At 63.7% G+C, this 20,098-nt stretch carries 18 protein-coding genes; 13 read left to right on the top strand and 5 right to left on the bottom strand.

All coding sequences use genetic code 11. The features are described from left to right. Nucleotides 1-113 precede the first annotated feature (113 nt). From GGR44_RS14370 to GGR44_RS14360, 3 genes are read right to left on the bottom strand one after another with little or no spacing between them, the layout of a single operon-like run. Entirely contained in the window at nt 114-998 is an 885-nt protein-coding gene (locus tag GGR44_RS14370) for a ribose-phosphate pyrophosphokinase (RefSeq protein ID WP_043153225.1), read from the bottom strand. Then, nucleotides 995-2,533, bottom strand: coding sequence for a thymidine phosphorylase (locus GGR44_RS14365; protein WP_183956202.1), 1,539 nt, complete (start codon nt 2,531-2,533; stop codon nt 995-997). The genes GGR44_RS14370 and GGR44_RS14365 overlap by 4 nt, the downstream gene beginning before the upstream one ends. Further along, nucleotides 2,530-3,990 carry an MBL fold metallo-hydrolase RNA specificity domain-containing protein gene (locus GGR44_RS14360; RefSeq protein WP_183956201.1) on the bottom strand — a complete coding sequence of 487 codons (1,461 nt, stop codon included), beginning with the start codon at nt 3,988-3,990 and terminating at the stop codon, nt 2,530-2,532. Before GGR44_RS14360 ends, GGR44_RS14365 begins: the two co-directional genes overlap by 4 nt. 251 nt (nt 3,991-4,241) lie before the next feature. On the opposite strand from GGR44_RS14360, the gene GGR44_RS14355 reads away from it, so the two are divergent. From GGR44_RS14355 to GGR44_RS14290, 13 genes are all read left to right on the top strand, one after another. After that, nucleotides 4,242-4,502: a DUF2933 domain-containing protein gene (locus GGR44_RS14355; protein WP_043153230.1), complete on the top strand. Its 261-nt coding sequence runs from the start codon at nt 4,242-4,244 to the stop codon at nt 4,500-4,502. After that, nucleotides 4,499-5,173: a methyltransferase family protein gene (locus GGR44_RS14350; RefSeq protein ID WP_043153233.1), complete on the top strand. Its 675-nt coding sequence runs from the start codon at nt 4,499-4,501 to the stop codon at nt 5,171-5,173. The genes GGR44_RS14355 and GGR44_RS14350 overlap by 4 nt, the downstream gene beginning before the upstream one ends. Before the next feature lie 87 nt (nt 5,174-5,260). Beyond that, complete coding sequence (locus GGR44_RS17230) at nt 5,261-5,854, top strand: hypothetical protein (RefSeq protein ID WP_425511327.1); 594 nt, start codon at nt 5,261-5,263, stop codon at nt 5,852-5,854. Nucleotides 5,855-5,946: 92 nt separating this feature from the next. Beyond that, nucleotides 5,947-6,606: a cation efflux transmembrane domain-containing protein gene (locus GGR44_RS14335; RefSeq protein ID WP_183956229.1), complete on the top strand. Its 660-nt coding sequence runs from the start codon at nt 5,947-5,949 to the stop codon at nt 6,604-6,606. A gap of 18 nt (nt 6,607-6,624) precedes the next feature. Continuing rightward, nucleotides 6,625-6,960: a hypothetical protein gene (locus tag GGR44_RS14330; RefSeq protein WP_183956200.1), complete on the top strand. Its 336-nt coding sequence runs from the start codon at nt 6,625-6,627 to the stop codon at nt 6,958-6,960. A gap of 65 nt (nt 6,961-7,025) precedes the next feature. Continuing rightward, a complete protein-coding gene (locus GGR44_RS14325) occupies nt 7,026-8,315 on the top strand; it encodes a TolC family protein (protein ID WP_183956199.1) in 1,290 nt (429 codons plus the stop codon). Next, nucleotides 8,312-9,517, top strand: coding sequence for an efflux RND transporter periplasmic adaptor subunit (locus tag GGR44_RS14320; protein ID WP_183956198.1), 1,206 nt, complete (start codon nt 8,312-8,314; stop codon nt 9,515-9,517). Before GGR44_RS14325 ends, GGR44_RS14320 begins: the two co-directional genes overlap by 4 nt. Before the next feature lie 4 nt (nt 9,518-9,521). Further along, on the top strand, nt 9,522-12,740 hold the full coding sequence (locus GGR44_RS14315) for an efflux RND transporter permease subunit (protein ID WP_183956197.1): 3,219 nt from the start codon (nt 9,522-9,524) through the stop codon (nt 12,738-12,740). Nucleotides 12,741-12,799: 59 nt separating this feature from the next. Next, nucleotides 12,800-13,297, top strand: coding sequence for an SRPBCC family protein (locus GGR44_RS14310; RefSeq protein WP_183956196.1), 498 nt, complete (start codon nt 12,800-12,802; stop codon nt 13,295-13,297). Continuing rightward, complete coding sequence (locus GGR44_RS14305; protein ID WP_183956195.1) at nt 13,294-13,671, top strand: hypothetical protein; 378 nt, start codon at nt 13,294-13,296, stop codon at nt 13,669-13,671. Before GGR44_RS14310 ends, GGR44_RS14305 begins: the two co-directional genes overlap by 4 nt. Nucleotides 13,672-13,702: 31 nt before the next feature. Further along, a complete protein-coding gene (locus GGR44_RS14300) occupies nt 13,703-14,386 on the top strand; it encodes a ZIP family metal transporter (protein ID WP_183956194.1) in 684 nt (227 codons plus the stop codon). Further along, entirely contained in the window at nt 14,383-14,988 is a 606-nt protein-coding gene (locus GGR44_RS14295) for a cation diffusion facilitator family transporter (protein ID WP_183956193.1), read from the top strand. Before GGR44_RS14300 ends, GGR44_RS14295 begins: the two co-directional genes overlap by 4 nt. After that, nucleotides 14,985-17,477, top strand: coding sequence for a heavy metal translocating P-type ATPase (locus GGR44_RS14290; protein WP_183956192.1), 2,493 nt, complete (start codon nt 14,985-14,987; stop codon nt 17,475-17,477). Before GGR44_RS14295 ends, GGR44_RS14290 begins: the two co-directional genes overlap by 4 nt. 266 nt (nt 17,478-17,743) lie before the next feature. Here GGR44_RS14290 and GGR44_RS14285 read toward each other — a convergent pair whose 3' ends face one another. Together GGR44_RS14285 and GGR44_RS14280 are read right to left on the bottom strand one after the other, a co-directional pair. Beyond that, nucleotides 17,744-19,159 (bottom strand): ISNCY family transposase, encoded by a 1,416-nt coding sequence (locus GGR44_RS14285; RefSeq protein ID WP_183956191.1) that lies wholly within the window; start codon nt 19,157-19,159, stop codon nt 17,744-17,746. Nucleotides 19,160-19,323: 164 nt separating this feature from the next. Beyond that, nucleotides 19,324-19,890: a hypothetical protein gene (locus GGR44_RS14280; RefSeq protein ID WP_183956190.1), complete on the bottom strand. Its 567-nt coding sequence runs from the start codon at nt 19,888-19,890 to the stop codon at nt 19,324-19,326. Nucleotides 19,891-20,098: the final 208 nt, after the last annotated feature.

The following is a 20,098-nucleotide window of genomic DNA, read 5'->3' as shown; positions in this document are numbered from 1 at the left end:
GGGATTTGCACTGTTGCACGCGCGGGGCTGATCGCACACGCGTTCCAGTCGGTGCGGACGGTCAGGAACGTGCGATCGTTGGCTCACCAATCGCGAAGGTGGACCCATGCCGATTACAGGAGGCTGTGAACCGCCTCGGCGATCATGGGCACCGTGTCGATACCGTTAGAAGCGTGGACAACTGTGTTGGTGCTGACGATGCGGCCAACAAGCGCGCCCAGCACCTGTGCTGCGTCTCCCGCGAAGAGGGGATGCACCACCGCGCAATCGGGCGGCGCAAAACCCATGCCAACGAGCTGGCGCGCAGCGCCCGCGAGTGTGCGGCCCGATGAGGCGATATCATCTACCAGCACCGCCTGGCGGTTGGAAAAGGTGGAGGCATCGGGGATCGAGATGGTCACCTCGCGATCGCCGGAACGCGCCTTCTCGCAAACGAGGTACGGCGCGTCAGCGTCCGCTGCTACCTGCGCCACCCATTGCTGGCTTTCCGCGTCGGGTCCAATGATCAGCGGTCGGGCGACATTCTGCTTGATCCAGGACGCCATCAGCGGCGCGGCATGAACGACCCGAGTAGGAATGCGGTAGATTTCCGACAGATCATGATAGCGGTGGAGATGGGGATCGACCGTCACCATCCAGTCGAGATGGCGCGACAGGACGGCGGAAAAGGTGCGCGACGTCACGGCCTCGCCGGGATGGAAGCGCACGTCTTGGCGCATGTAGGCAAGATAGGGAGCGACAAGGCCAGCCTTGCGCGCCCCAAGCTCGCGAACCGTGTCCGCTGCGAACAGAAGTGGCAACAGCTTTGCATTCGGACGATCGAGGCTGCACAGGAGGACGACGTCACGATCGGCGACATCGCTTACGGTCCTGAGATACGATTCTCCGTCCGGGAACTCGCGGTGCTCCAGTACGCCCGGCTGTGCGCCGAGCGCGGCACACAAGGCCTGGAGGAGCGCCTCACTGCCGGGAAGCGCGAAGACGATCGGCCGGCTCATTCCGCGGCGATCCCGAAGATCGCACCATTGCTCACCGCGAAGGCTGCCGCATAGTCGAGTTCGCCTGGGCTCTCGGCATGTATGGTGCACAGGGGTGTGCCTGCCTCAACTCTCTGGTTCAGGCGGCTATGGAGCGCGACTCCCGCGGCTTTGGCCATCGGGGCGCCGGCGAGCTTTGCGACGGTCGCGAGCTTGCGGTTGTCGATGCTGACGAGCCGGCCGGTATAAGGCGCGATCATATCCTGCTGAAATGGGGCAACCGGGGGTGCGCGCATGCCGCCCTGAGCTTCGCAGATGCGTTGGAATTTCGCCCAGGCACGGCCGCTTTCGAGACTTTCCAGCGCCCGCGCGAACCCTCCGCCGGCTGGTGTTGCCCCCGCCAACTCGAAGAGGCCTCCGGCGAGTTCGCATGCGCGCTGCGCGAGATCCTCCGCGCCGGGTTCGCCTTGAAGCACGGCCAGTACATCCTGAGCTTCGAGCGCCGGGCCGATGCCACGTCCGATCGGCTCGGCGCCTGAGCCGCACATTACGCGGGTACGCAAGCCAAAGGCTTCGGCGACCGACGTCAGCGCCGTTGAGAGTGTGTCGGCCGCATCGGCGCTGCGCACCTTGGCAGTCGGACCGACCGGGATGTCGATCACGAGATGGGTCGCGCCGGCGGCGATCTTCTTGGAGAGAACCGAGGCCACCATCTGGCCGACCGCATCGATGTCGAGCACCCGTTCGACTCCGATGATTACATCGTCGGCCGGACTCAGCCGGACGGCGCCGCCCCACACGATACACCCGCCTTCGCGTTCGACCACCCGGCGGATCGCGGGGACGTCGAGGTCGACGGGTGCCAGTACTTCCATCGTGTCGGCGGTGCCGGCCGGCGAGGTGATCGCCCGCGAGGATGTCTTGGGCATGATCAAGCCTTCAGCGGCCATGATCGAGACGACGATCGGCGTCGTGCGATTTCCCGGCAATCCGCCGACACTATGCTTGTCGACGATGACCGCGCCGGGCCAGCTCAGCCGCTCACCGACATCAACCATGGCCCTGGTGAGCCCGATGGTTTCATCCTGATCGAGCGGCACTGCCGAACAGGCCGTCACGAAGGCTGCGAGATGGACATCGCTGTACCGACGCTCGGTGATGTCGCTGATGATCGCGGAGAAGGCCTCTTTGCCAAGCCGGTTCCCGTAGATGCGACGGCGTACGTCGCTGAGCGAGGCGAGCGGCTGGGCGTGCGTGATCTCGACCAGATCGTCGTCACGGACACCGAGCCGATGCCACGCTGTCTCGGACAGGCCTATTTCCCCGGGCGCAGGAGCATCGCCCGAGCTGTGCAGCAAGGAAACCACCACTTCGTTGTCGCCGGCACGGAGGCTGACTTGCGCCCGCGAGGCGAGGCCTTCGGATCGGCAGACCGGGCAGTCGTGGCGCATGACTGCAATGAGGTCGTTGCCGGCTGCGGTCAGGCCGAGGCGGCGCGCCCGCAGCGTCGTCGCGACGGGCTCCGAATCGGCCTCCTCGATTGCAGAAGCTCTCACGCGAGCAGGCCCCAGCTTCCTAATGCCGGCACGCTGCACGACCAGTTCAGTTCTTCCGAGATGCGCTTCGCCAGCACATGCGCGCCGGTCGGCTCGCCGTGAGTGACATAGACGTGTCGTGGCCCCTCGTGCAGCGCGCCGAGCCACCGCATGAGCTCGTCGCTGTCGGCGTGGGCCGAGAGCATGGTGAGGTTCGCGACCTCGGCCGCGACCGGGATATATTCGCCGTGGATCTTGATCGTCCGGGCCCCGCCGATTATCGCCGCGCCGCGTGTCCCCGCCGCCTGGAACCCCGAAAAGAGGATGAGGTTCTTCCCATCGGGTGCGAAGCGCTTGAGATGATGGAGAACGCGGCCGCCGGTCGCCATGCCGCTTGCCGAAATGATGACCTTGGGGGCGGCATTGGCGGTCAGCTCCTTGGACTCCTCGACCTCCCGTACATAATGCGCCACCCCACAGGCAGTTTCGCACTCCGCGCGACTCAGCCGGTGCTCCCCCATGAAGTCGCACATCAGCCCGCTCGCATTGATCGCCATCGGGCTGTCGAGATAGATGGGAATGTCCCGCAGGCGTCCGTCAGCGCGCAGGCGGGACAGGTGATACAGCAGCGACTGGGCGCGCCCGACCGCGAAGGCTGGGATGACGACAGTTCCGCCGCGCCTGACGCATCGTTCGATATGATCACCCAGCACCCTTGCCGGATCGACCTGCTCGTGCCGGCGATCTCCATAGGTTGATTCCACGACGACGTAATCTGCCCGCTCAGGCAGCTCGGGATCCTTCATGACTGCGTCGCCATAACGTCCGACATCGCCGGAGAAGAGGATCGTGCGACCGTTCCAGTCGATCTCGATCGATGCGGCGCCGAGAATATGGCCGGCGCGGTGATAGCGCGCCTTGATACCGTCGGCGATTGCGTGCCACGCTCCGAACTCGACCGTTCGGAACAGCTGCAGCGCCATGCGCGCGTCGGCCTGGGTGTAGAGAGGCAGCGCGGGTTGGTGCCGTGAAAAGCCGTGGCGATTGGCAAACTCGGCGTCCTTCTCCTGGAGGTGTCCGCTGTCCGGCAGAAGAAGTTCGCACAAGGCTTCGGTGGCCCGTGTGCTGAGAACGGTTCCATCCCAGCCGAGACGCGCCATGCGCGGCAGAGCGCCGGAATGATCGAGATGCGCATGGGTCAGCAGCACCAGGTCGACGTCGGCGACCTCGGGCGGAATGGGCGCCCAGTTGAGGCGGCGCAGGTCCCTAGGCCCCTGGAACAGGCCGGAATCGATGACGACCTGCGTCTCGCCGTCATCCACCAGGTAACGCGAGCCCGTGACGGTCTCCGATGCGCCGAGGAAGGCGATGCCGAGACCGTCGGCAGGACGCTCCGCAAGGTCGATCTTTGCCTCGCGCTCGAGCACGGTCGCCCCCAAATGGGCGCGGGACCTGTGTTTCTTCTTTCGCTTGTGCATGAATTCTGGCTGCCTCCCGCGATTATCTAGTGCCGTGCAGATTTCCTGGTCCGAGACGCTAGAAACTATACGCAAAGACCGCAGGTAACGCGGAGCCGCCCTGGCTTCGATGAAAAGGCGGACTACGCTGGGCGGGCAGGGCTGAACCGCAGGGAGCACCGCCGCCCGCGCGGTCCGCTGCGGTGTCTACTTATACCGCGCCTTCTGGACCGGGATCTATGCTCGTCGGGCATTGACCAGAAGAGAGCGGTATGAACGATCATGACCATCAGATACGCCGGCGCGGGACGTTCGTCCTGATCGGATTTCTGCTCGTTGCCGGCTTCTTCCTGATCACTGAGCACACCGCGCACTTTTTTGGCCTGCTCCCCTACCTGATTCTTCTCGCTTGTCCGCTCATGCACCTGTTCATGCATAATGGTCATGGCGGTCATCAGCATGCTCATGACCAGGAGACCGGCCGCGCCCCGCTGGCCAATCTCAATGAGCGCGCCGAGGGAGAGCCGCGATGACGCATATCGATTACGGCTACGGCCTGTGGGGGCTCGCGCTGGTCAACGCAGCCGTGTTCATCCTGTTCGCATTCAGCTTCTTCAAGCCGGCAACCAAGCGCGACTGGCGCAGTTTCGGAGCGTTCAGCGCGTTCATCGTCGCCCTCTTCGCCGAGATGTATGGGTTCCCGCTAACGATTTTCGTGCTTTCAGGATGGCTCCAGTCCCACTTCCCCGGCGTCAACTGGTGGAGCCACGACGCCGGCCACCTCCTCGAGATGATGTTTGGCTGGCGCATCAACCCTCATTTCGGGCTGTTCCACATTGCCAGCTTCGTGCTGATCGGCGCCGGCTTCTGGCTGATCGCCGTTGGATGGACGGCGCTTCATGAAAGCCAGCGCCGGCATAAGCTCGCTACCACCGGAATCTATGGCTTGGTTCGCCACCCACAGTATGATGGGTTCGTATTGGTGATGGTCGGCTTCTTGCTGCAGTGGCCGACCATCCTCACGCTGGCGATGTTTCCAGTACTTGTCGTCATGTATTTGCGTCTGGCACGGGCCGAAGAGCGTGAGGCGCTCGCCGAATTTGGCGATGCTTATCGTCGCTACACAAAGACCGTTCCACCGTTTGTGCCCCACCTTGCGCGCCTGTTCGGTGCGACGCGTGACGCAAGCGCGGATCAACAATGAAATTCCTGCCGGCCGCGACCTTTTGATCGGTCGCATCGCCGAGCTGACTGGAACACGCAATCGCCACACCGAGAAAGAGCACTGGCCATGGCAGATCCGTTGAAACCGACCACATCGCCGCTTGCTGCTCGCGCAATCCCGAAGGGGCCTGCGGCCGCCTTTCATGCGGGACTGCGAGCATATATGCTCGCGGTCTACAACTACATGGCCAGCGGTCTATTGTTGACCGGGATCGTCGCCTTGTTCGTTGTCAACAGCACTGGCGTGCGTGCCGTATTTTTCACGGCGAGCGGCGCTCCGACGTTGCTCGGATGGATCGCGGTCTTCGCACCACTCGCCCTCGTCTTTACGCTCAGCTTCGGCATCAACCGGCTATCGCTGCTGCTCGGACTTCTCGCCTGGGCCATGCTGCGCTACAGCCGCGACCTGCCGATCGCGAAATTCTTCGCCTACAGCGCGTGGTTGATGGCGATCCTTACCATCGTCCTCGCCGGCAAGGGCGTGTCGGCGCTACAGGAAGCCGGCATCATAGACATCGCGCCGCTTGGCGGCGGCGTCCGCGTCTCCATGCTCGGTATCTTCCCGACCTTGCAGTCAATGGGCGCGCAGCTCCTGATGCTCATCGCGGTGCTTGGTGGCTTCCTCCTCAACCGGCGCCGTGCCGCTGTGGCGGTCGGCTGATGCAGCCGGGGACAACCACGATGATTTGCCTTGACCCTCTAGTAGCTAGAGGGTGCATAGAGAGTCCATGATGCTTGTTCGAGTAGATGATCATGGTCTGTAACAGCTGCCAGTCCGACGTACCGCCGACGCCGGATCCGCGCTGGCGCCGCATGCTCTGGATCGCGCTCGCGATCAATCTGGCGATGTTTCTGGGCGAGATTGTCGCCGGCATCGCTTCGGGGTCGCGATCGCTACAGGCGGACGCGCTCGATTTCCTCGGCGATTCTGCAAATTATGCCATCAGCCTCGGGGTCGCGGGTCTGGCGCTTGGCTGGCGGTCGCGTGCCGCGCTGCTCAAGGGCGGCACGATCCTCGCCTTCGGCCTTTATGTCCTCGTCACGACGGTGCTTGCGGCGCTGGGCCGCGGCGTGCCGCAGGCCGAGACGATGGGAATCGTCGGCGTGATCGCGCTGATCGCGAATGGCAGCGTTGCGCTCATGCTCTATCGCTACCGCAGTGGCGACGCCAACATGCGCTCAGTCTGGATCTGCTCGCGCAACGACGCAATCGGCAATCTTGCGGTCTTGCTCGCTGCCGCCGGTGTCGTTGGTACGGGCACGGCTTGGCCGGATCTCGCTGTTGCCCTAATCATGGCGGGCCTAGGTATCTGGGGCGGCCTGCAAATCATCAGTCAGGCCCGTTCAGAACTGCGCCCGAAACCGCCAAATGAAGGTTCGGCACAACATTCGCTGGCCTCCACGAGCCTATAGTTGTTAAAGAGCAGATAGATGCATCGACTGACGATCCTTTTCGCCTGTTTGGCCGTGTTCCTGACCCTTGGGGTCGGATCGGTCTCGCACGCGATGGAGCCGATCGTTTGTATTGATGCCAATAGCGCCGCTGAAATCGGCCACACCGAGGGCGATGGCGACCAAGTGCCCGCCGATGGTGACAAGGGCTACCCCCACCATCATGGCAGTTGCCATGGTCATCATGTCGCGGCTCCGCTGGCGGAGGCCGAGTCCTTTGGGCAGGCTTTGGCTGGATCAATCATGCGGCCGAGCCGGGCGATAGTTCTGGCCACCGCAGCGGCCGACCCGGCGCTACGCCCTCCCCAAGCCTGACGACTCCCTAGCTTCCTCCGGCATCGACCGGTGGGTTCTCAAGGTTCGTCAGGAGTTCTTTATCCATGCATCGTGTCATCGCGGCCTTATTGGCCGTAACGTCCTGCGCGGCGATCGCGCAGGCGCAGACGGAGCCGGCTACCGCGGCCGCGCAACCGCTCGGCGTCTATACCTTAGAACAGGCTGTGCTGGCTGCGGGCGGCTCGGCACCTGCTGTTGACGCAGCTGCAGCAGCGATCGAAGCGGCTCAGGCCGAGCGGACGATCGCTGGGCTACGGCCAAATCCCGTCCTGCAGGGCCAGGTCGAGAATGTTGCCGGCTCTGGCCCATACAAGGGTCTGCAAAGTGCCGAGACGACCGTCGGTGTTGCGATCCCGATCGAGCTGGGCGGTAAGCGCGGTGCCCGCGTCGCCGTTGCCAGCGCCCAGCTTTCGCGTGCCGAACTTCAGGCAGCGATCACCGCGAGCGACATTCGTCTGCAAGTGACGCAGCTCTATATAGATACGGTTGCGGCCGAACGCCGGCTCGCAACAGCGCGCGATCAAGCGCGCATTGCCGCCGAAGTGCTGCGCGGCGCGGGTGTGCGGGTTCAGGCGGGACGGGCCTCGCCGCTCGAACAGCAGCGCGCCGATGTCACGAGGATCAACGCCGATGCCAATGTGGAACGGCTGACACGGCTGGCCGAAGCAGCGCGCACGAACCTGGCACGGCGGATTGGACGACCTATCGACGGGATGCTCGATGCCGCGCTTCTCGATCAGCTCCCGGCGCTGACCTTTGGTCCCGTCGAGACGCCGCCGGCGGCAAACACTTTGGCGCTCGCCGCCGCCGACGCCGATCTAGCCGTCGCCGATGCCGGCGTGAGGCTGGCGCGGGCGAACCGGGTGCCGGACCTCAACGTCGGCCCGGCTCTAAGGCGGCTCGAAGCGTCCAACGACACCGCTGCGGTATTTTCGATCTCGATTCCGATCCCGCTGTTCAACAATGGCCGCGCGGCCATCGCGCAGGCGAGCGCGCAGCGAAGCCAAGCGGAAGCCTTACGGCGTGTTACCGCCCTCGATGTCGAGCAGGCGATCACGAACGCGCAGGCGGAGGCCGCAAACGCGGCGACGACCGCCCGCGCTGCAGCCGGACCGGCGCTGGAAGCGGCACAGGAAGCCGCCAGGATCGCCCGGATCGGCTACCGCGAAGGCAAGTTCGGCCAGCTCGACCTGCTGGAGGCCGAACGCACTCTTGCCGAGACGCGCGTCGCCGCGATCGACGCACTCGCCAATTATCAAAATGCACGCGCGCAACTGGAGCGGTTGACCGCCCCCGCGACGGCAACCACGATTTCGGGGGATACCGACCGATGAAGACCATCCTTATGGGCGGCGCGATGCCGCTTGGCCTCGCCTTGCTGCTCTCCGCTTGCGGCGGTAGCTCCGAAGGCGGCGATGCTGCTGCAACCAATGAAGCATCTGCCAATGCCGACGAGGGCGGCGATAAAGAAGCGCATGCCGACGAAGGGGCCGTGACGCTCACGCCCGACCAGATCACGGCCGCCGGGGTCCAGATCGCGCGCCCGATGACAGGCGGAGCCGGTACGATCGAACTGCCCGCAACTATCGAGGGTGATCCGCAAGGGACGCAGGTCGTTTCGGCCGCGATCGGAGGCCGCGTCGTTTCATTGACCCGCAATCTGGGCCAGTCGGTCAGCAGGGGGGAAACCATCGCGGTCATCGAAAGCAGGGAAGCGGCACAGCTCAAGGGAGAGGTGGAAGCGTCGCGCGCCAGGCTTGCACTCGCCAATTCCAACCTCGCACGCGAACAGCGCCTGTTCGCGCAGCGCGTGTCGCCCGAACAGGACCTGATTGCGGCGCGAACGGCTGCGACCGAAGCAAGGATTGCCTATCGCCAGGCCCAAAGTCAGGTCTCGGCCGCTGGCGGCGGCGGCGGCGGCGGCGGCGGCGGCGGGGGCGGGGGCGGGGGGGGCCTCAACCGCCTCGGCATCACAGCTCCGATCGCCGGCCAGATCATCTCGCGTCCGGTCGTGCTGGGCCAGACGGTTACAGCCGACGCGGAACTGTACCGTATCGCCAATCTTGGCCGGGTATCGCTGGCGCTGAACCTCAAGCCCGAAGACGCCGGCAGGGTCAAACCCGGGAACGTGGTGACGGTAACGGCGCCGGGCAGGCAGACCAGCGCGCGCATAACCTTCGTCTCGCCCGCGCTTGATCCCCAGACCCGGCAAGTGCCGGTTATCGCGACGCTCGACAATCGCGGCGCGCAGTGGCGTGTCGGCGAACCCGTCACTGCCGCGGTGCAGCTGAGCGGCAATGCCGGAAGCTCTGCGGTACGCGTGCCGACGACGGCCATTCAGACCGTCGAAGGCAAATCGGTGGTCTTTGTCCGCACGGCCAAGGGGTTCCAGGCGACCCCGGTCACGCTGGGCGACGCTGCCGGCGACACAGTCATCGTCCGCTCTGGTCTCACCGGCCGCGAACAGATCGCCACTACCGGCAGCTTCACGCTCAAGGCCGAACTCGGCAAGGGCGAAGCGGCGCACGAGGATTGATGCCATGATCGCCCGTATCGTCACATGGGCGGTCGAGAAGCGCTGGCTCGTCCTGCTTCTCACCGCCGTCGCCACCGCAATCGGTGCCTATTCACTCTACCGGCTCCCGATCGACGCGGTGCCGGACATCACCAACAACCAGGTCCAGATCAATGTCCGCGCCTCGGCGCTCTCGCCCGAACTGGTCGAGAAGCAGGTTTCGTTTCCGATCGAAACCGCGCTTGCGGGCATTCCCGGCCTTGAAAACACGCGCTCGCTCAGCCGCAATGGGTTCGCGCAGATAACGGCGGTCTTCGACGAGTCCACCGATATCTATTTCGCCCGCCAACAGGTGGGCGAGCGCTTGGCGGGCGTCGCGGAAAACCTGCCCGACGGCGTGAACCCCGAAATGGGACCGATCGCGACCGGACTGGGCGAGGTCTATATGTGGACCGTCCGTCTCGACCATCGGCAGGATGACAGGCACCGTCCCGGTGAGCCTGGTCAGCAGCCCGACGGCAGCTACATCACGCCGGAAGGCGAACGGCTGACGAGCGAGGAAGACAAGGCAACCTATCTGCGCACCGCGCAGGATTGGATCGTCACGCCGCTTTTGAAGAACACGCCGGGTCTTGCCGGCGTCGACTCCATCGGTGGCTATGCCAAGCAGTATCTGGTCGTCCCCGACGTCCAGAAGCTCGCTTCCCTGAACATCACGCTCACCGATCTTGGCACCGCACTCGAGAAGAACAACACCAGCGTGGGCGGCGGCTTCGTCAACCGCAACGGCGAGGGTCTGGCGGTCCGCTCCGACGCTCTGGTGCGCAACGCGGCCGAACTGTCGCGCACCGTCATAGCAACCCGCGAAGGGGTGCCGATCACCCTTGACCAGGTTGCCACCGTTCGCACCGGCCAGGCGATCCGCATGGGCTCGGCCTCGGAGAACGGCACCGAAGTGGTCGTGGGCACCGCGATCATGCGGATTGGCGAGAACAGCCGCAACGTGGCGACGGCGGTCGCTGATCGGCTGAAGGAGATCAACGCCTCGCTGCCGCCTGATGTCGTGGTGCAACCCGTTCTGGACCGGACCGCGCTGGTCAATTCGACGATCAAGACGGTCGCCAAGAACCTCTCCGAAGGCGCGTTGCTCGTCATCGTCGTGCTGTTCCTTCTGCTCGGCAATTTCCGCGCCGCGCTCATTGCGGCGGCGGTGATTCCGGTGACAATGATGCTCACCGGGTTCGGCATGCTGCGTCTGGGTGTCTCGGCAAATCTGATGAGCCTGGGCGCGCTCGACTTTGGTCTCATCGTCGATGGCGCTGTCATCATCGTCGAGAACGCGCTGCGCCGCCTCGCGGAGCAACAGCACCATGAAGGCCGACTGCTCAGCATGAAGGAGCGCCTTGAAGCCGTTGCCACGGCGGCGCGCGAGATGATCCGGCCCTCGGTCTACGGGCAGGCAATCATCATCCTTGTCTATGTCCCGCTGCTCACGCTCACGGGCGTGGAGGGCAAGACGTTCGTGCCAATGGCGCTGACGGTCATCATCGCCCTGCTTTTCGCCTTTGCCTTGTCGCTGACTTTCGTGCCGGCGGCGATTGCCATCTGGCTGTCCAAGCGGGTCGAGGAGAAGGATGGGCGCATCATCTCATGGCTCAAAGCCCGTTACGAACCGGGTCTCGAAAAGGCCATGAAGCGCCCGTCGCTCACGATCGGCGCAAGCGTTGTGAGCCTCGTCGCGGCGGCGCTGGCCTTCACTACGCTGGGGCAAGTCTTCCTGCCCCAGCTCGATGAGGGCGATCTGCTCATCCAGGCGCTGCGTATCCCGGCGACATCGGTCCAACAGAGCCAGGCCATGCAGGTGCCGATCGAGCGTATTGTCGCCAAGCAGCCCGAGGTGCGCTTCGTCTTTTCCAAGACAGGCACGGCCGAGCTGGCATCGGACCCGATGCCGCCCAACGCGACCGATATGTTCGTCATCCTCAAGCCCCGCGATGAATGGCCTGATCCCAAGCTAGCCAAGGAGGAATTGGTCGAGCGACTGGAAGGCCTGCTCGGCAAGATTCCTGGCAACGCCTACGAGATCACGCAGCCGATCCAGATGCGGTTCAACGAGCTGATTGCCGGCGTGCGCGGCGACATCGCGGTCAAGGTGTTTGGCGACGACTTCGTTGCCATGAACCGCACCGCCGAACAGATCGCCGGCGTTCTGCGCAAGACGCAAGGGGCGGCGGACGTGAAGGTCGAGCAGACCACAGGTCTGCCGATGCTCGATATTCGCGTCAATCGCGACGCGATGGCGCGGGTCGGCGTCACCGCGCAGGACGTGCAGGACACGATCACCGCCACCGTCGGCGGCCGCGAGTCCGGCATGATCTTCGAGGGTGATCGCCGGTTCCCGGTGGTCATCCGCTTGTCGGACGCGCAGCGCGCCGATCTGCGCCAGCTCGAACAGGTGCAGGTGCCGATTGCCGGGGGCGGCTATGTGCCGCTGTCCAGCGTCGCCAGTATCGGCGTCGTCGATGGGCCGAACCAGATCAGTCGCGAGAACGGCAAGCGCCGCGTCGTCGTGCAGGCGAACGTGCGTGGACGTGACGTCGGCAGCGTGGTGGCGGACGCACAGGCGGCCGTCGGGCAGAACGTGCGCTTGCCCGCTGGCAGCTATCTTGAATGGGGCGGGCAATTTGAAAATCTTGAGTCCGCCAGCCAGCGGCTTCAGCTCGTGATCCCGGCCTGCTTCATCTTGATCCTGATGCTGCTCTATGGGGCATTGGGATCGGCACGTGATGCCGCGATCGTGTTCACCGGCGTGCCGTTCGCCTTGGTGGGCGGCGTACTGCTTCTGTTTGCCCGGGGCATGGACTTCTCGATCTCTGCAGCGGTCGGGTTCATCGCGCTGTCGGGCATCGCGGTCCTTAACGGCCTCGTCATGGTCAGTTCGGTGCAGGACCTGATCCGGTCCGGCATGGACCGGGCGGAAGCTGCGCGGACGGGGGCGATCCAGCGGCTTCGTCCCGTCGTGATGACGGCCTTGGTCGCCAGCCTCGGTTTCGTGCCGATGGCGTTCGCGAACGGGGCCGGCGCGGAAGTGCAAAAGCCGCTCGCCACCGTCGTCATCGGCGGTCTCATCTCCGCAACCTTGCTGACGCTGTTCGTGCTGCCGACGCTCTACGCGCGTTTCGGGCAGCAAGCGGCGAAGGATGACGAGCGAGACGAGGCAGCGTCGCTGCCGCAGCACACATGATCGGACAGGGGAGGGCAAGGATTCGTCCTCCCCCACCACGCCCAGGAAGGAGGCATGAGGTGTCAGTGATCGAAAATGTGACGAGCCTCAAGGCATCGCCGCTGCGCATCTGGTCGGTTCTTACCGACTTTGCCGGTCATGCGCGGTGGAAGCCCTTCATTCAGCTTTCCGGCACTGCGGTTCAGGGCGGCGAGGCCGCTTACATTTTCCGCATCGGCAAGCTCGACAAGGAAATAACCGCCAAGGCGGACATCATCTGCATCGACAAACCCCGCATGTTTGCCTGGACCGCCGGTGTTCCCAAGCTCCTCCTGTTCGAGGAGACTTACACTCTGGAGATGGAGGCAACGGGGACACGCGTGCGGCATAGCCTGCACTTTACCGGGCTCCTTGGCGTTCCCCTGGCAGCGATGATGCGGGGCACGATCCAGGTCAGTCTCGTCCGCTCGGACGCTGGCCTGGAACGATACCTGCGGCGCTTGGCGGCTCAACCAAGCGCGAAGGGGCGGACCTTGCCGCCTCGGAACGGCTTCAGAAGCAACCGGAGGCCATCATGACATCGCTTCGTTCAAGGACGGTCGGCATCGTCGCGGGCGCAATGGCATTGGTTGCATGTTCGGAGCAGCCGACGACCAAGCCGCCGACGGAACAGGAAATCCACGCGAATGATAGCGCGGACGCAAGCGGCACTTCTGGCCGCCATCCGTATCGGTGCGACGACAAGCGCACGCTTCTCATCGACTTCAAGGATGAGGGATTGACCCTTGAAATTCGGCGGGCTGCGGATGCGGCACCTCTTGTGCTGACCGCCCCCGCGCAGGGCCTCCAGTATGTCGGCGATACGGCCAGCGCTACCTTCTCGGGTAACGAGATCAGGATCGAGGATGCCGAACAGCCAACCATCGTGTGCACGAAGGCCACGAGCCTATGACCACTCCAGACATCATCGTGGAGCGTTGACGATGGCCGCTCTCAAATTCTCACTCATCCCGATGGTCGCGATTCTGTTTGGGGCCATCCTTGCCGGTTGGCGGTCCCCCGGCGAGAAGCTGGTCGCGGCCATGCAGCATCTGGCAGCCGGCGTCGTGTTCGCAGCCGCTGCCACGGAAATCCTGCCGCTGGTGAAGCACGGTGGCTCTCCGAGCGCGACGCTGATCGGCGGCGCACTCGGCGTCGCCGTCATGCTGAGCCTGAAGGCAGCGGAAAGCCGCTTCAAGGGACCCGTCGCCCTTCTCGCGGCGATAGGACTCGACCTTGCCATCGACGGTCTGGTCCTGGGTCTCGCTTTTATCGCCGGCGAGAAGGCGGGCACGCTGCTCGCCGTCGCATTGACGCTTGAGGTGCTGTTCCTTGCACTGACCCTCACCAACGACCTTGCCGGCACTTATCGCAAGGCCAAGGCGATCGGCCTGACCTGCGCGCTGGCGTTGCTGTTGCCCATCGGCGCGCTGTTCGCACAGCCAGTTGCGTTGTTGACGCCGGTATGGATCACCGGGTTCCTGAGTTTCGGGCTCATGGCGCTGCTTTACCTCGTGACCGAGGAACTGCTGGTCGAGGCCCACGAAAAGCCGGACTCGCCGCTGATCAGCGCCATGTTTTTCGTCGGCTTTCTCGCGCTCCTGCTGATCGAGGAGATCATGGCATGAGGTCGTCGGCTCGTAAGGCGCCCGATGAGCGCCGGACGTTATGGGTAGTGCTACTGCTCAACGCAGTGATCGCCATCGGCTTCTTCGCTACCGGCCTGCTCGGCGATTCCAGCGCGCTGATCGCCAATGGTGTCGACAATCTTTCCGATACGGCCGTTTACGCCTTCAGCCTCATCGCATTGAGCCGCGGACAAACGTGGAAAACACGGGCGGCGAGCGCATCGGGCGTGATGCTGCTGATCTTCGCAGGTGGCATTCTCCTCGATGTCGGACGCCGGTATATCCAGGGCAGCGAGCCGATCGGACCCACGATGATGATGATGTCGGCGGTTGCGGCGGTCGTGAACTATGTCTGCCTGCGGATGCTCCAGCGGCTAAAGCAGAAGGACGTGAACCTTCGCGCCGCCACCACCTTCAGTTTCAATGACTTCATCTCCAACGGCGGCATCCTGATCGCCGGGGCATTGGTGTTGTGGCTGGGGGCGAATTGGCCCGATCTACTCGTCGGCGTGGCTACCGCACTGATCGCGGTCAAGGGCGGCATGGAAATCCTGCGCGATGCTCGCGCAGAAGAAAAAATCAGCGCGGAGAAGATGCGATGACCGACAAGCTCGAACTCGATATTCCTGTCCTGCTGCCGCAGGTCCCTGATGCGGCCGATACTTGCGTTGGCCGCCTTGTCTCGACACTTAAAGCAAAGCCCGGCGTCGAGCAGGCGCATGTTCTTCCCGCCGATGGCGAGACCGCCGCAAAGCTATGCATCCATTTCGACAACGCTACGCTGCCGATGTCGCGCGTGCGCGAAATGGTGCGTGCAGCCGGCGCCGAGATTAGCGGACGATATGGCCATGCGACGTGGCAGGTCGAGGGTATAGGCCACGAACGACGCGCCCGCACCGTCAGCGAAACCCTGTGCCGGGTTCCCGGCGTGCTGCAGGCCGACGCCAGCGCCTCGGGCAGTGTCCGTGTCGAATATGACAAGGAGCGCATCGACGAGACCGCTATCCTCGCCGCGCTCGGCAAGCTCAAGGTCAAGCCGGGAAAGCAGGCTGGTTCCGACCATGCCGGACACGGTCACGGCGGACACGCCGAAGGGGCCGAAAAGCATGGACCGGGAGATGGACACGATCACGCGCACGCCAATTTTCTTGGCCCCAATACTGAACTGATCTTTGCGCTGGTGTGCGGCGCATTGCTGGCGATCGGCTTTGCGGTCGAGAAGCTGGTCGCGGGCGCGCCCGAGTGGATGCCGACCGCTTTCTATGTGGGCGCCTATCTTTTTGGCGGCTTCTTCACGCTGCGCGAGGCGATCGACAACCTGAAGCTCAGGAAATTCGAGATCGATACGTTGATGCTCGTCGCAGCCGCAGGCGCCGCAGCGCTGGGTGCTTGGGCGGAAGGCGCGCTCCTGCTGTTCCTGTTCAGCCTGGGCCATGCACTTGAGCATTATGCGATGGGGCGCGCCAAGCGCGCCATAGAAGCGCTGGCCGAACTCGCGCCGGACAAGGCGACGGTGCGCCGCGACGGGCAGACCATGGAGCTTGCCGTCGAGGAGCTGGTAATCGGTGATGTGGTAATTGTGCGCCCCAACGAGCGCCTGCCTGCCGACGGCTTCGTCATCAAGGGTTCGAGCGCGATCAATCAGGCCCCCGTTACCGGCGAGAGCATCCCGGTCGACAAGGAGCCGGTTGCCGATGTCGGGGCCGCCCGTGCGAAGCCCGATGCGGTCGAGGCGACTTCGCGGGTCTTCGCTGGCACGATCAACGGCGGCGCCGCGATCGAGATCGAGGTTACGCGGCGTTCCAACGAGAGCGCGCTTGCCAAGGTCGTGAAGATGGTCAGCGAGGCCGAGACGCAAAAGTCCCCCACCCAGCGCTTTACCGATCGGTTCGAACGCGTCTTCGTGCCGGCTGTGCTGGCCCTCTCGTTCATCCTCCTGTTCGCGTGGGTCGTGATCGACGAGCCATTTCGCGACAGCTTCTATCGGGCGATGGCGGTTCTGGTCGCCGCCAGTCCCTGTGCGCTCGCCATCGCGACCCCCAGCGCGGTGCTTTCAGGCGTTGCGCGCGCGGCACGCGGCGGCGTGCTGGTGAAGGGCGGTGCTCCGCTCGAAAACCTCGGTTCATTGAAGGCGATCGCGTTCGACAAAACGGGCACCCTTACGGAAGGCCGCCCGCGCATCACCGATGTCGTGCCGGTGGACGGCGCGAGCGAGGAAGATCTGTTGACGCTCGCCGTCGCGGTCGAAGCCTTGAGCGATCACCCGCTGGCGCAGGCGATCGTCAAGGATGGACGCGAGCGCTTGGGCGGCCGTGGCCTGCCGAACGCGACCGACCTCAAGAGCCTGACCGGTCGCGGTGTCACTGCGACCGTCGACGGTGAAACCGTGTGGATCGGCAAAGCCGAGATGTTCGGCCTGGAGGGCATCCCCACGCTGAACGCGGCTGCAATGGACGCGATCGCGACCCTGCGCGAAGGCGGGCGCACCACGATGGTCGTGCGCAAGGGCGATCGGGACATCGGCGCGATCGGGCTGATGGACACGCCGCGCGAGGCGGCCAAGGTCGCCCTCAAGCGCCTGCGCGAGATGGGGATCACCCGGATGATTATGATCTCGGGCGATCACCAGAAGGTCGCCGACGCCGTCGCCAAGGATGTCGGTCTCGACGAGGCATGGGGCGATCTGATGCCGGAGGACAAGGTCGCCGCGATCAAGAAGCTCGCCGGCGAGGACAAAGTCGCAATGGTCGGCGATGGCGTCAATGACGCGCCGGCGATGGCATCCGCGACCGTCGGAATCGCGATGGGTGCCGCTGGTTCGGATGTCGCGTTGGAAACGGCCGACGTCGCGCTGATGGCCGACGATCTGGCCCATCTCCCGTTCGCGGTGGGCTTGAGCCGCCACACACGCGGCATCATCCGGCAGAATGTTTTTGTCAGCCTCGGTGTAGTCGCGTTCCTTGTGCCAGCAACGATCCTTGGCCTCGGTATCGGTCCGGCGGTCGCGATGCACGAAGGCTCGACGCTTCTCGTCGTCGTCAATGCGCTGCGTCTGCTCACGTACCGCGATACGGCAACGCAAGCGGCGTGACTGTAAATCGCGAGATCGATCGCTCAGCGGCTCGTCAAACGTGACGGAAATTTCGCTCAGGCCGCACCGAAATCACAAGCGAACTGCCAGCGGCTTCTGTTCCTGCCATTTAGAGAAGTCACTATCTCTGCCAGATAGAAATGTCACAGGTTGGGGAACAGCAGGGGCTGCGTGGAGCCATCGAAACAGCGCAGCGCAGCCCCTGCTGATGCGCTGACATTGAGGGAAGGGCGCCCATGGACCCGCTGCGAAGGCAGCGGGCCCGGTCAGCGGGTTTTCACGAACTTGAGCGTGCCGCGCTCAAGCAACTGTGCATCGCTAAGTCTGGGACCGCGCTTGAGCTTTGAGCCACCCAGTTTGCGACGATCGATCTTCGGAGGCGCTTCTGGCTCAGGGAACAGATGCGTGGGCTGCGATTGACGGGCAGGGGCGTCGTTGTTGCGCTTGCGGTGATGCGGCATGATCGCCTGCATTTGCCTGGCCAGCAGCAGCGCCGCATCCAGATGCTTGTTCTCGACGATGGCAGGCTGGTTGACCTGCCGCATCTTGTCGAACTGACGGTAGGGCAGGACCTGCCCTTCATGCTCGATCTCCAGTCGGCCATCGGGATACTCACACACCGTTACCCGTTTGCGCGCCAGCTTCCGGCTGACCTCATTCGGCTCCAGGATGAACATCGCCTTGTTGTAATGCAGCATCAGCGCCGCCGTCACCGTCCGCTGTTCCCGCCAGACCATGATCGCGCGCAGATCGTCATGCGGCGCCAGCGGGCGATGCAGGTCGCGGCTGTCGAAGGCAGGGCGGGCGAACCTCTCGTTGTGCCTGGCCATGTGACTGGCGAGGAAAGCATTGGCTTCCGCGATCGAAGAGATACCCTCCAGTCGCATCGCTTTGACCAGCCGATCCTGCAAGGTGGCGTTGGCTCGTTCGACCCGGCCCTTAGCCTGCGGTGAGTTGGCGCAGATGATCTCGATATTGAGCGCATCGAGAGCGCGACCAAAATGGGTCATGCCGTCACCGCGCGCCGTCGCCTTGGCATTGCGAAACACGCTGTGCTTGTCGGAATAGAAGGCCACCGGCTTGCCGTGCTGCTCGATATACGCGCGGGTCGCCTCCATATAGGCGAAGGTGCTCTCGCTCTCGACCATCCTGAGATGCATCAGCTCACTGGTCGCGTCGTCGATATAGACCAGCAGGGTGCATTGCGGCCCGCGCTCCTCAAACCACCAATGCTTCGACCCGTCGATCTGGATCAGTTCGCCTCGGCAGTCCCGGCGATAACGCGGCTGATATGGGCGAGGGCGACGGGTATCGCGATCCTTCCAGAGACCCGCCTTTATCATGAACTGGCGTAGCGTCTCGCAGGCGAGATGGATGTCGTGCCGCTCGGCCAGATACTCGCGGGCCAAGGTTGGCCCAAAATCATGATAATGCTCGCGCACGATCGCGACAACGCGCTCGCGGAAATCATCGTCATAACACCGGTTGCTCGGCCGACCGCGCTTGCATGATACCAAGCCTTCGGGACCGGCCGCATGTAATCGTACCAGCAGACGAAATATCTGCCTTCGACACAGGCCTAATAGTGCTGAAGCGTCCTCAACACGCAGTTCACCGCGCTCGACCCGCAACAGCGTATCGTAACGGGAAAGCTCGCCATGGCTCATGCCAATCACCGTCATAAGCGCACCTCCTGAATCAGGAGATGACCATGCCACCGATGACCCACGCACCGACGTCGAGAGTGACATCTCTAACTAGCGGAGGGGTGACATTTCTATCTAGCGCTTACAGCTTCTAAGTTTGATAATAATAGTTATGTTAAATTCTTCCAATTCCGGGGCTATCAGAACACGAGTTCAGCCTGGCGTGGAACCGCTCTTGGCTGTTCTTGTCTGCCGCCAATCAGACCGCGGGCGCACCCTGCCAAAATATAAACGGCTTGGCGCTGCGCACCGCGATTATGGTGATCGACGCAATAGCCTTGATAATGACGCTTGAGCAAGCCAGCGCGCACCAACTCCGACACCGCCCGGCTCACATTCGTCTTGCCCGAAGCCCGTACCTGCTCACGGATGGCGTCTTCGACCATAGCCGTGGCCTGACCCTCATCCATCGGCAACGCGCCGGACATTGCCAGATCGCTGCGTATCCGCTCTTCCAGGGCTACGCGCCGGGGGTCGCGCTGCCCCATTGGCGTCAACGCATCGCAAAGCCAGTCACGCAAGGGAATGAGACCGCCGCCTTTGGCTACCAACGGCCCGGCGCTGCCGTCGGAACGGGAAACTTGGGCAATCAGGTTGAGCACCATGAAGGCATAGCGCGGCCGAGACGAGGACCGCGCAAGCATCTCCAACAAGGACGGCATATCCAGTTGCTGGTGGCTGTCGCCGATGACCGGAGCGTGCAACATAACAGGATTGAATCAAGCACATATGGGGGGTGAAGTGAATCCCATTTGGCCGGTGGCTTCATCATTTTGTCGGCTGTGACACTTTGCCCGAAGGTAAAGTGTCACGCGCGCCCTTTCATCATCGCACCGGGCAGCTCCAGGCTAGGACGACCTGTGCATTTGTTGCGGGGAGCTGCCCGCAGGACGCATCCGGTCTTGTTTTTCAATG

Origin of the sequence: Sphingobium fontiphilum (assembly GCF_014196635.1) — a bacterium.
In the GTDB taxonomy this organism is placed as follows: domain Bacteria; phylum Pseudomonadota; class Alphaproteobacteria; order Sphingomonadales; family Sphingomonadaceae; genus Sphingobium; species Sphingobium fontiphilum.
Note: the sequence above shows the minus strand (reverse complement) of the source record. Positions and strands in the feature narration are given on the sequence as shown.

Coding starts and splice junctions, on each gene's coding strand:
- GGR44_RS14370 (WP_043153225.1), bottom strand. CDS start 998: ATGAGCCGGCCGATCGTCTTCGCGCTTCCCGGCAGTGAGGCGCTCCTC.
- GGR44_RS14360 (WP_183956201.1), bottom strand. CDS start 3,990: ATGCACAAGCGAAAGAAGAAACACAGGTCCCGCGCCCATTTGGGGGCG.
- GGR44_RS14355 (WP_043153230.1), top strand. CDS start 4,242: ATGAACGATCATGACCATCAGATACGCCGGCGCGGGACGTTCGTCCTG.
- GGR44_RS14350 (WP_043153233.1), top strand. CDS start 4,499: ATGACGCATATCGATTACGGCTACGGCCTGTGGGGGCTCGCGCTGGTC.
- GGR44_RS17230 (WP_425511327.1), top strand. CDS start 5,261: ATGGCAGATCCGTTGAAACCGACCACATCGCCGCTTGCTGCTCGCGCA.
- GGR44_RS14335 (WP_183956229.1), top strand. CDS start 5,947: ATGGTCTGTAACAGCTGCCAGTCCGACGTACCGCCGACGCCGGATCCG.
- GGR44_RS14330 (WP_183956200.1), top strand. CDS start 6,625: ATGCATCGACTGACGATCCTTTTCGCCTGTTTGGCCGTGTTCCTGACC.
- GGR44_RS14325 (WP_183956199.1), top strand. CDS start 7,026: ATGCATCGTGTCATCGCGGCCTTATTGGCCGTAACGTCCTGCGCGGCG.
- GGR44_RS14320 (WP_183956198.1), top strand. CDS start 8,312: ATGAAGACCATCCTTATGGGCGGCGCGATGCCGCTTGGCCTCGCCTTG.
- GGR44_RS14315 (WP_183956197.1), top strand. CDS start 9,522: ATGATCGCCCGTATCGTCACATGGGCGGTCGAGAAGCGCTGGCTCGTC.
- GGR44_RS14305 (WP_183956195.1), top strand. CDS start 13,294: ATGACATCGCTTCGTTCAAGGACGGTCGGCATCGTCGCGGGCGCAATG.
- GGR44_RS14300 (WP_183956194.1), top strand. CDS start 13,703: ATGGCCGCTCTCAAATTCTCACTCATCCCGATGGTCGCGATTCTGTTT.
- GGR44_RS14295 (WP_183956193.1), top strand. CDS start 14,383: ATGAGGTCGTCGGCTCGTAAGGCGCCCGATGAGCGCCGGACGTTATGG.
- GGR44_RS14290 (WP_183956192.1), top strand. CDS start 14,985: ATGACCGACAAGCTCGAACTCGATATTCCTGTCCTGCTGCCGCAGGTC.
- GGR44_RS14285 (WP_183956191.1), bottom strand. CDS start 19,159: ATGACGGTGATTGGCATGAGCCATGGCGAGCTTTCCCGTTACGATACG.
- GGR44_RS14280 (WP_183956190.1), bottom strand. CDS start 19,890: ATGTTGCACGCTCCGGTCATCGGCGACAGCCACCAGCAACTGGATATG.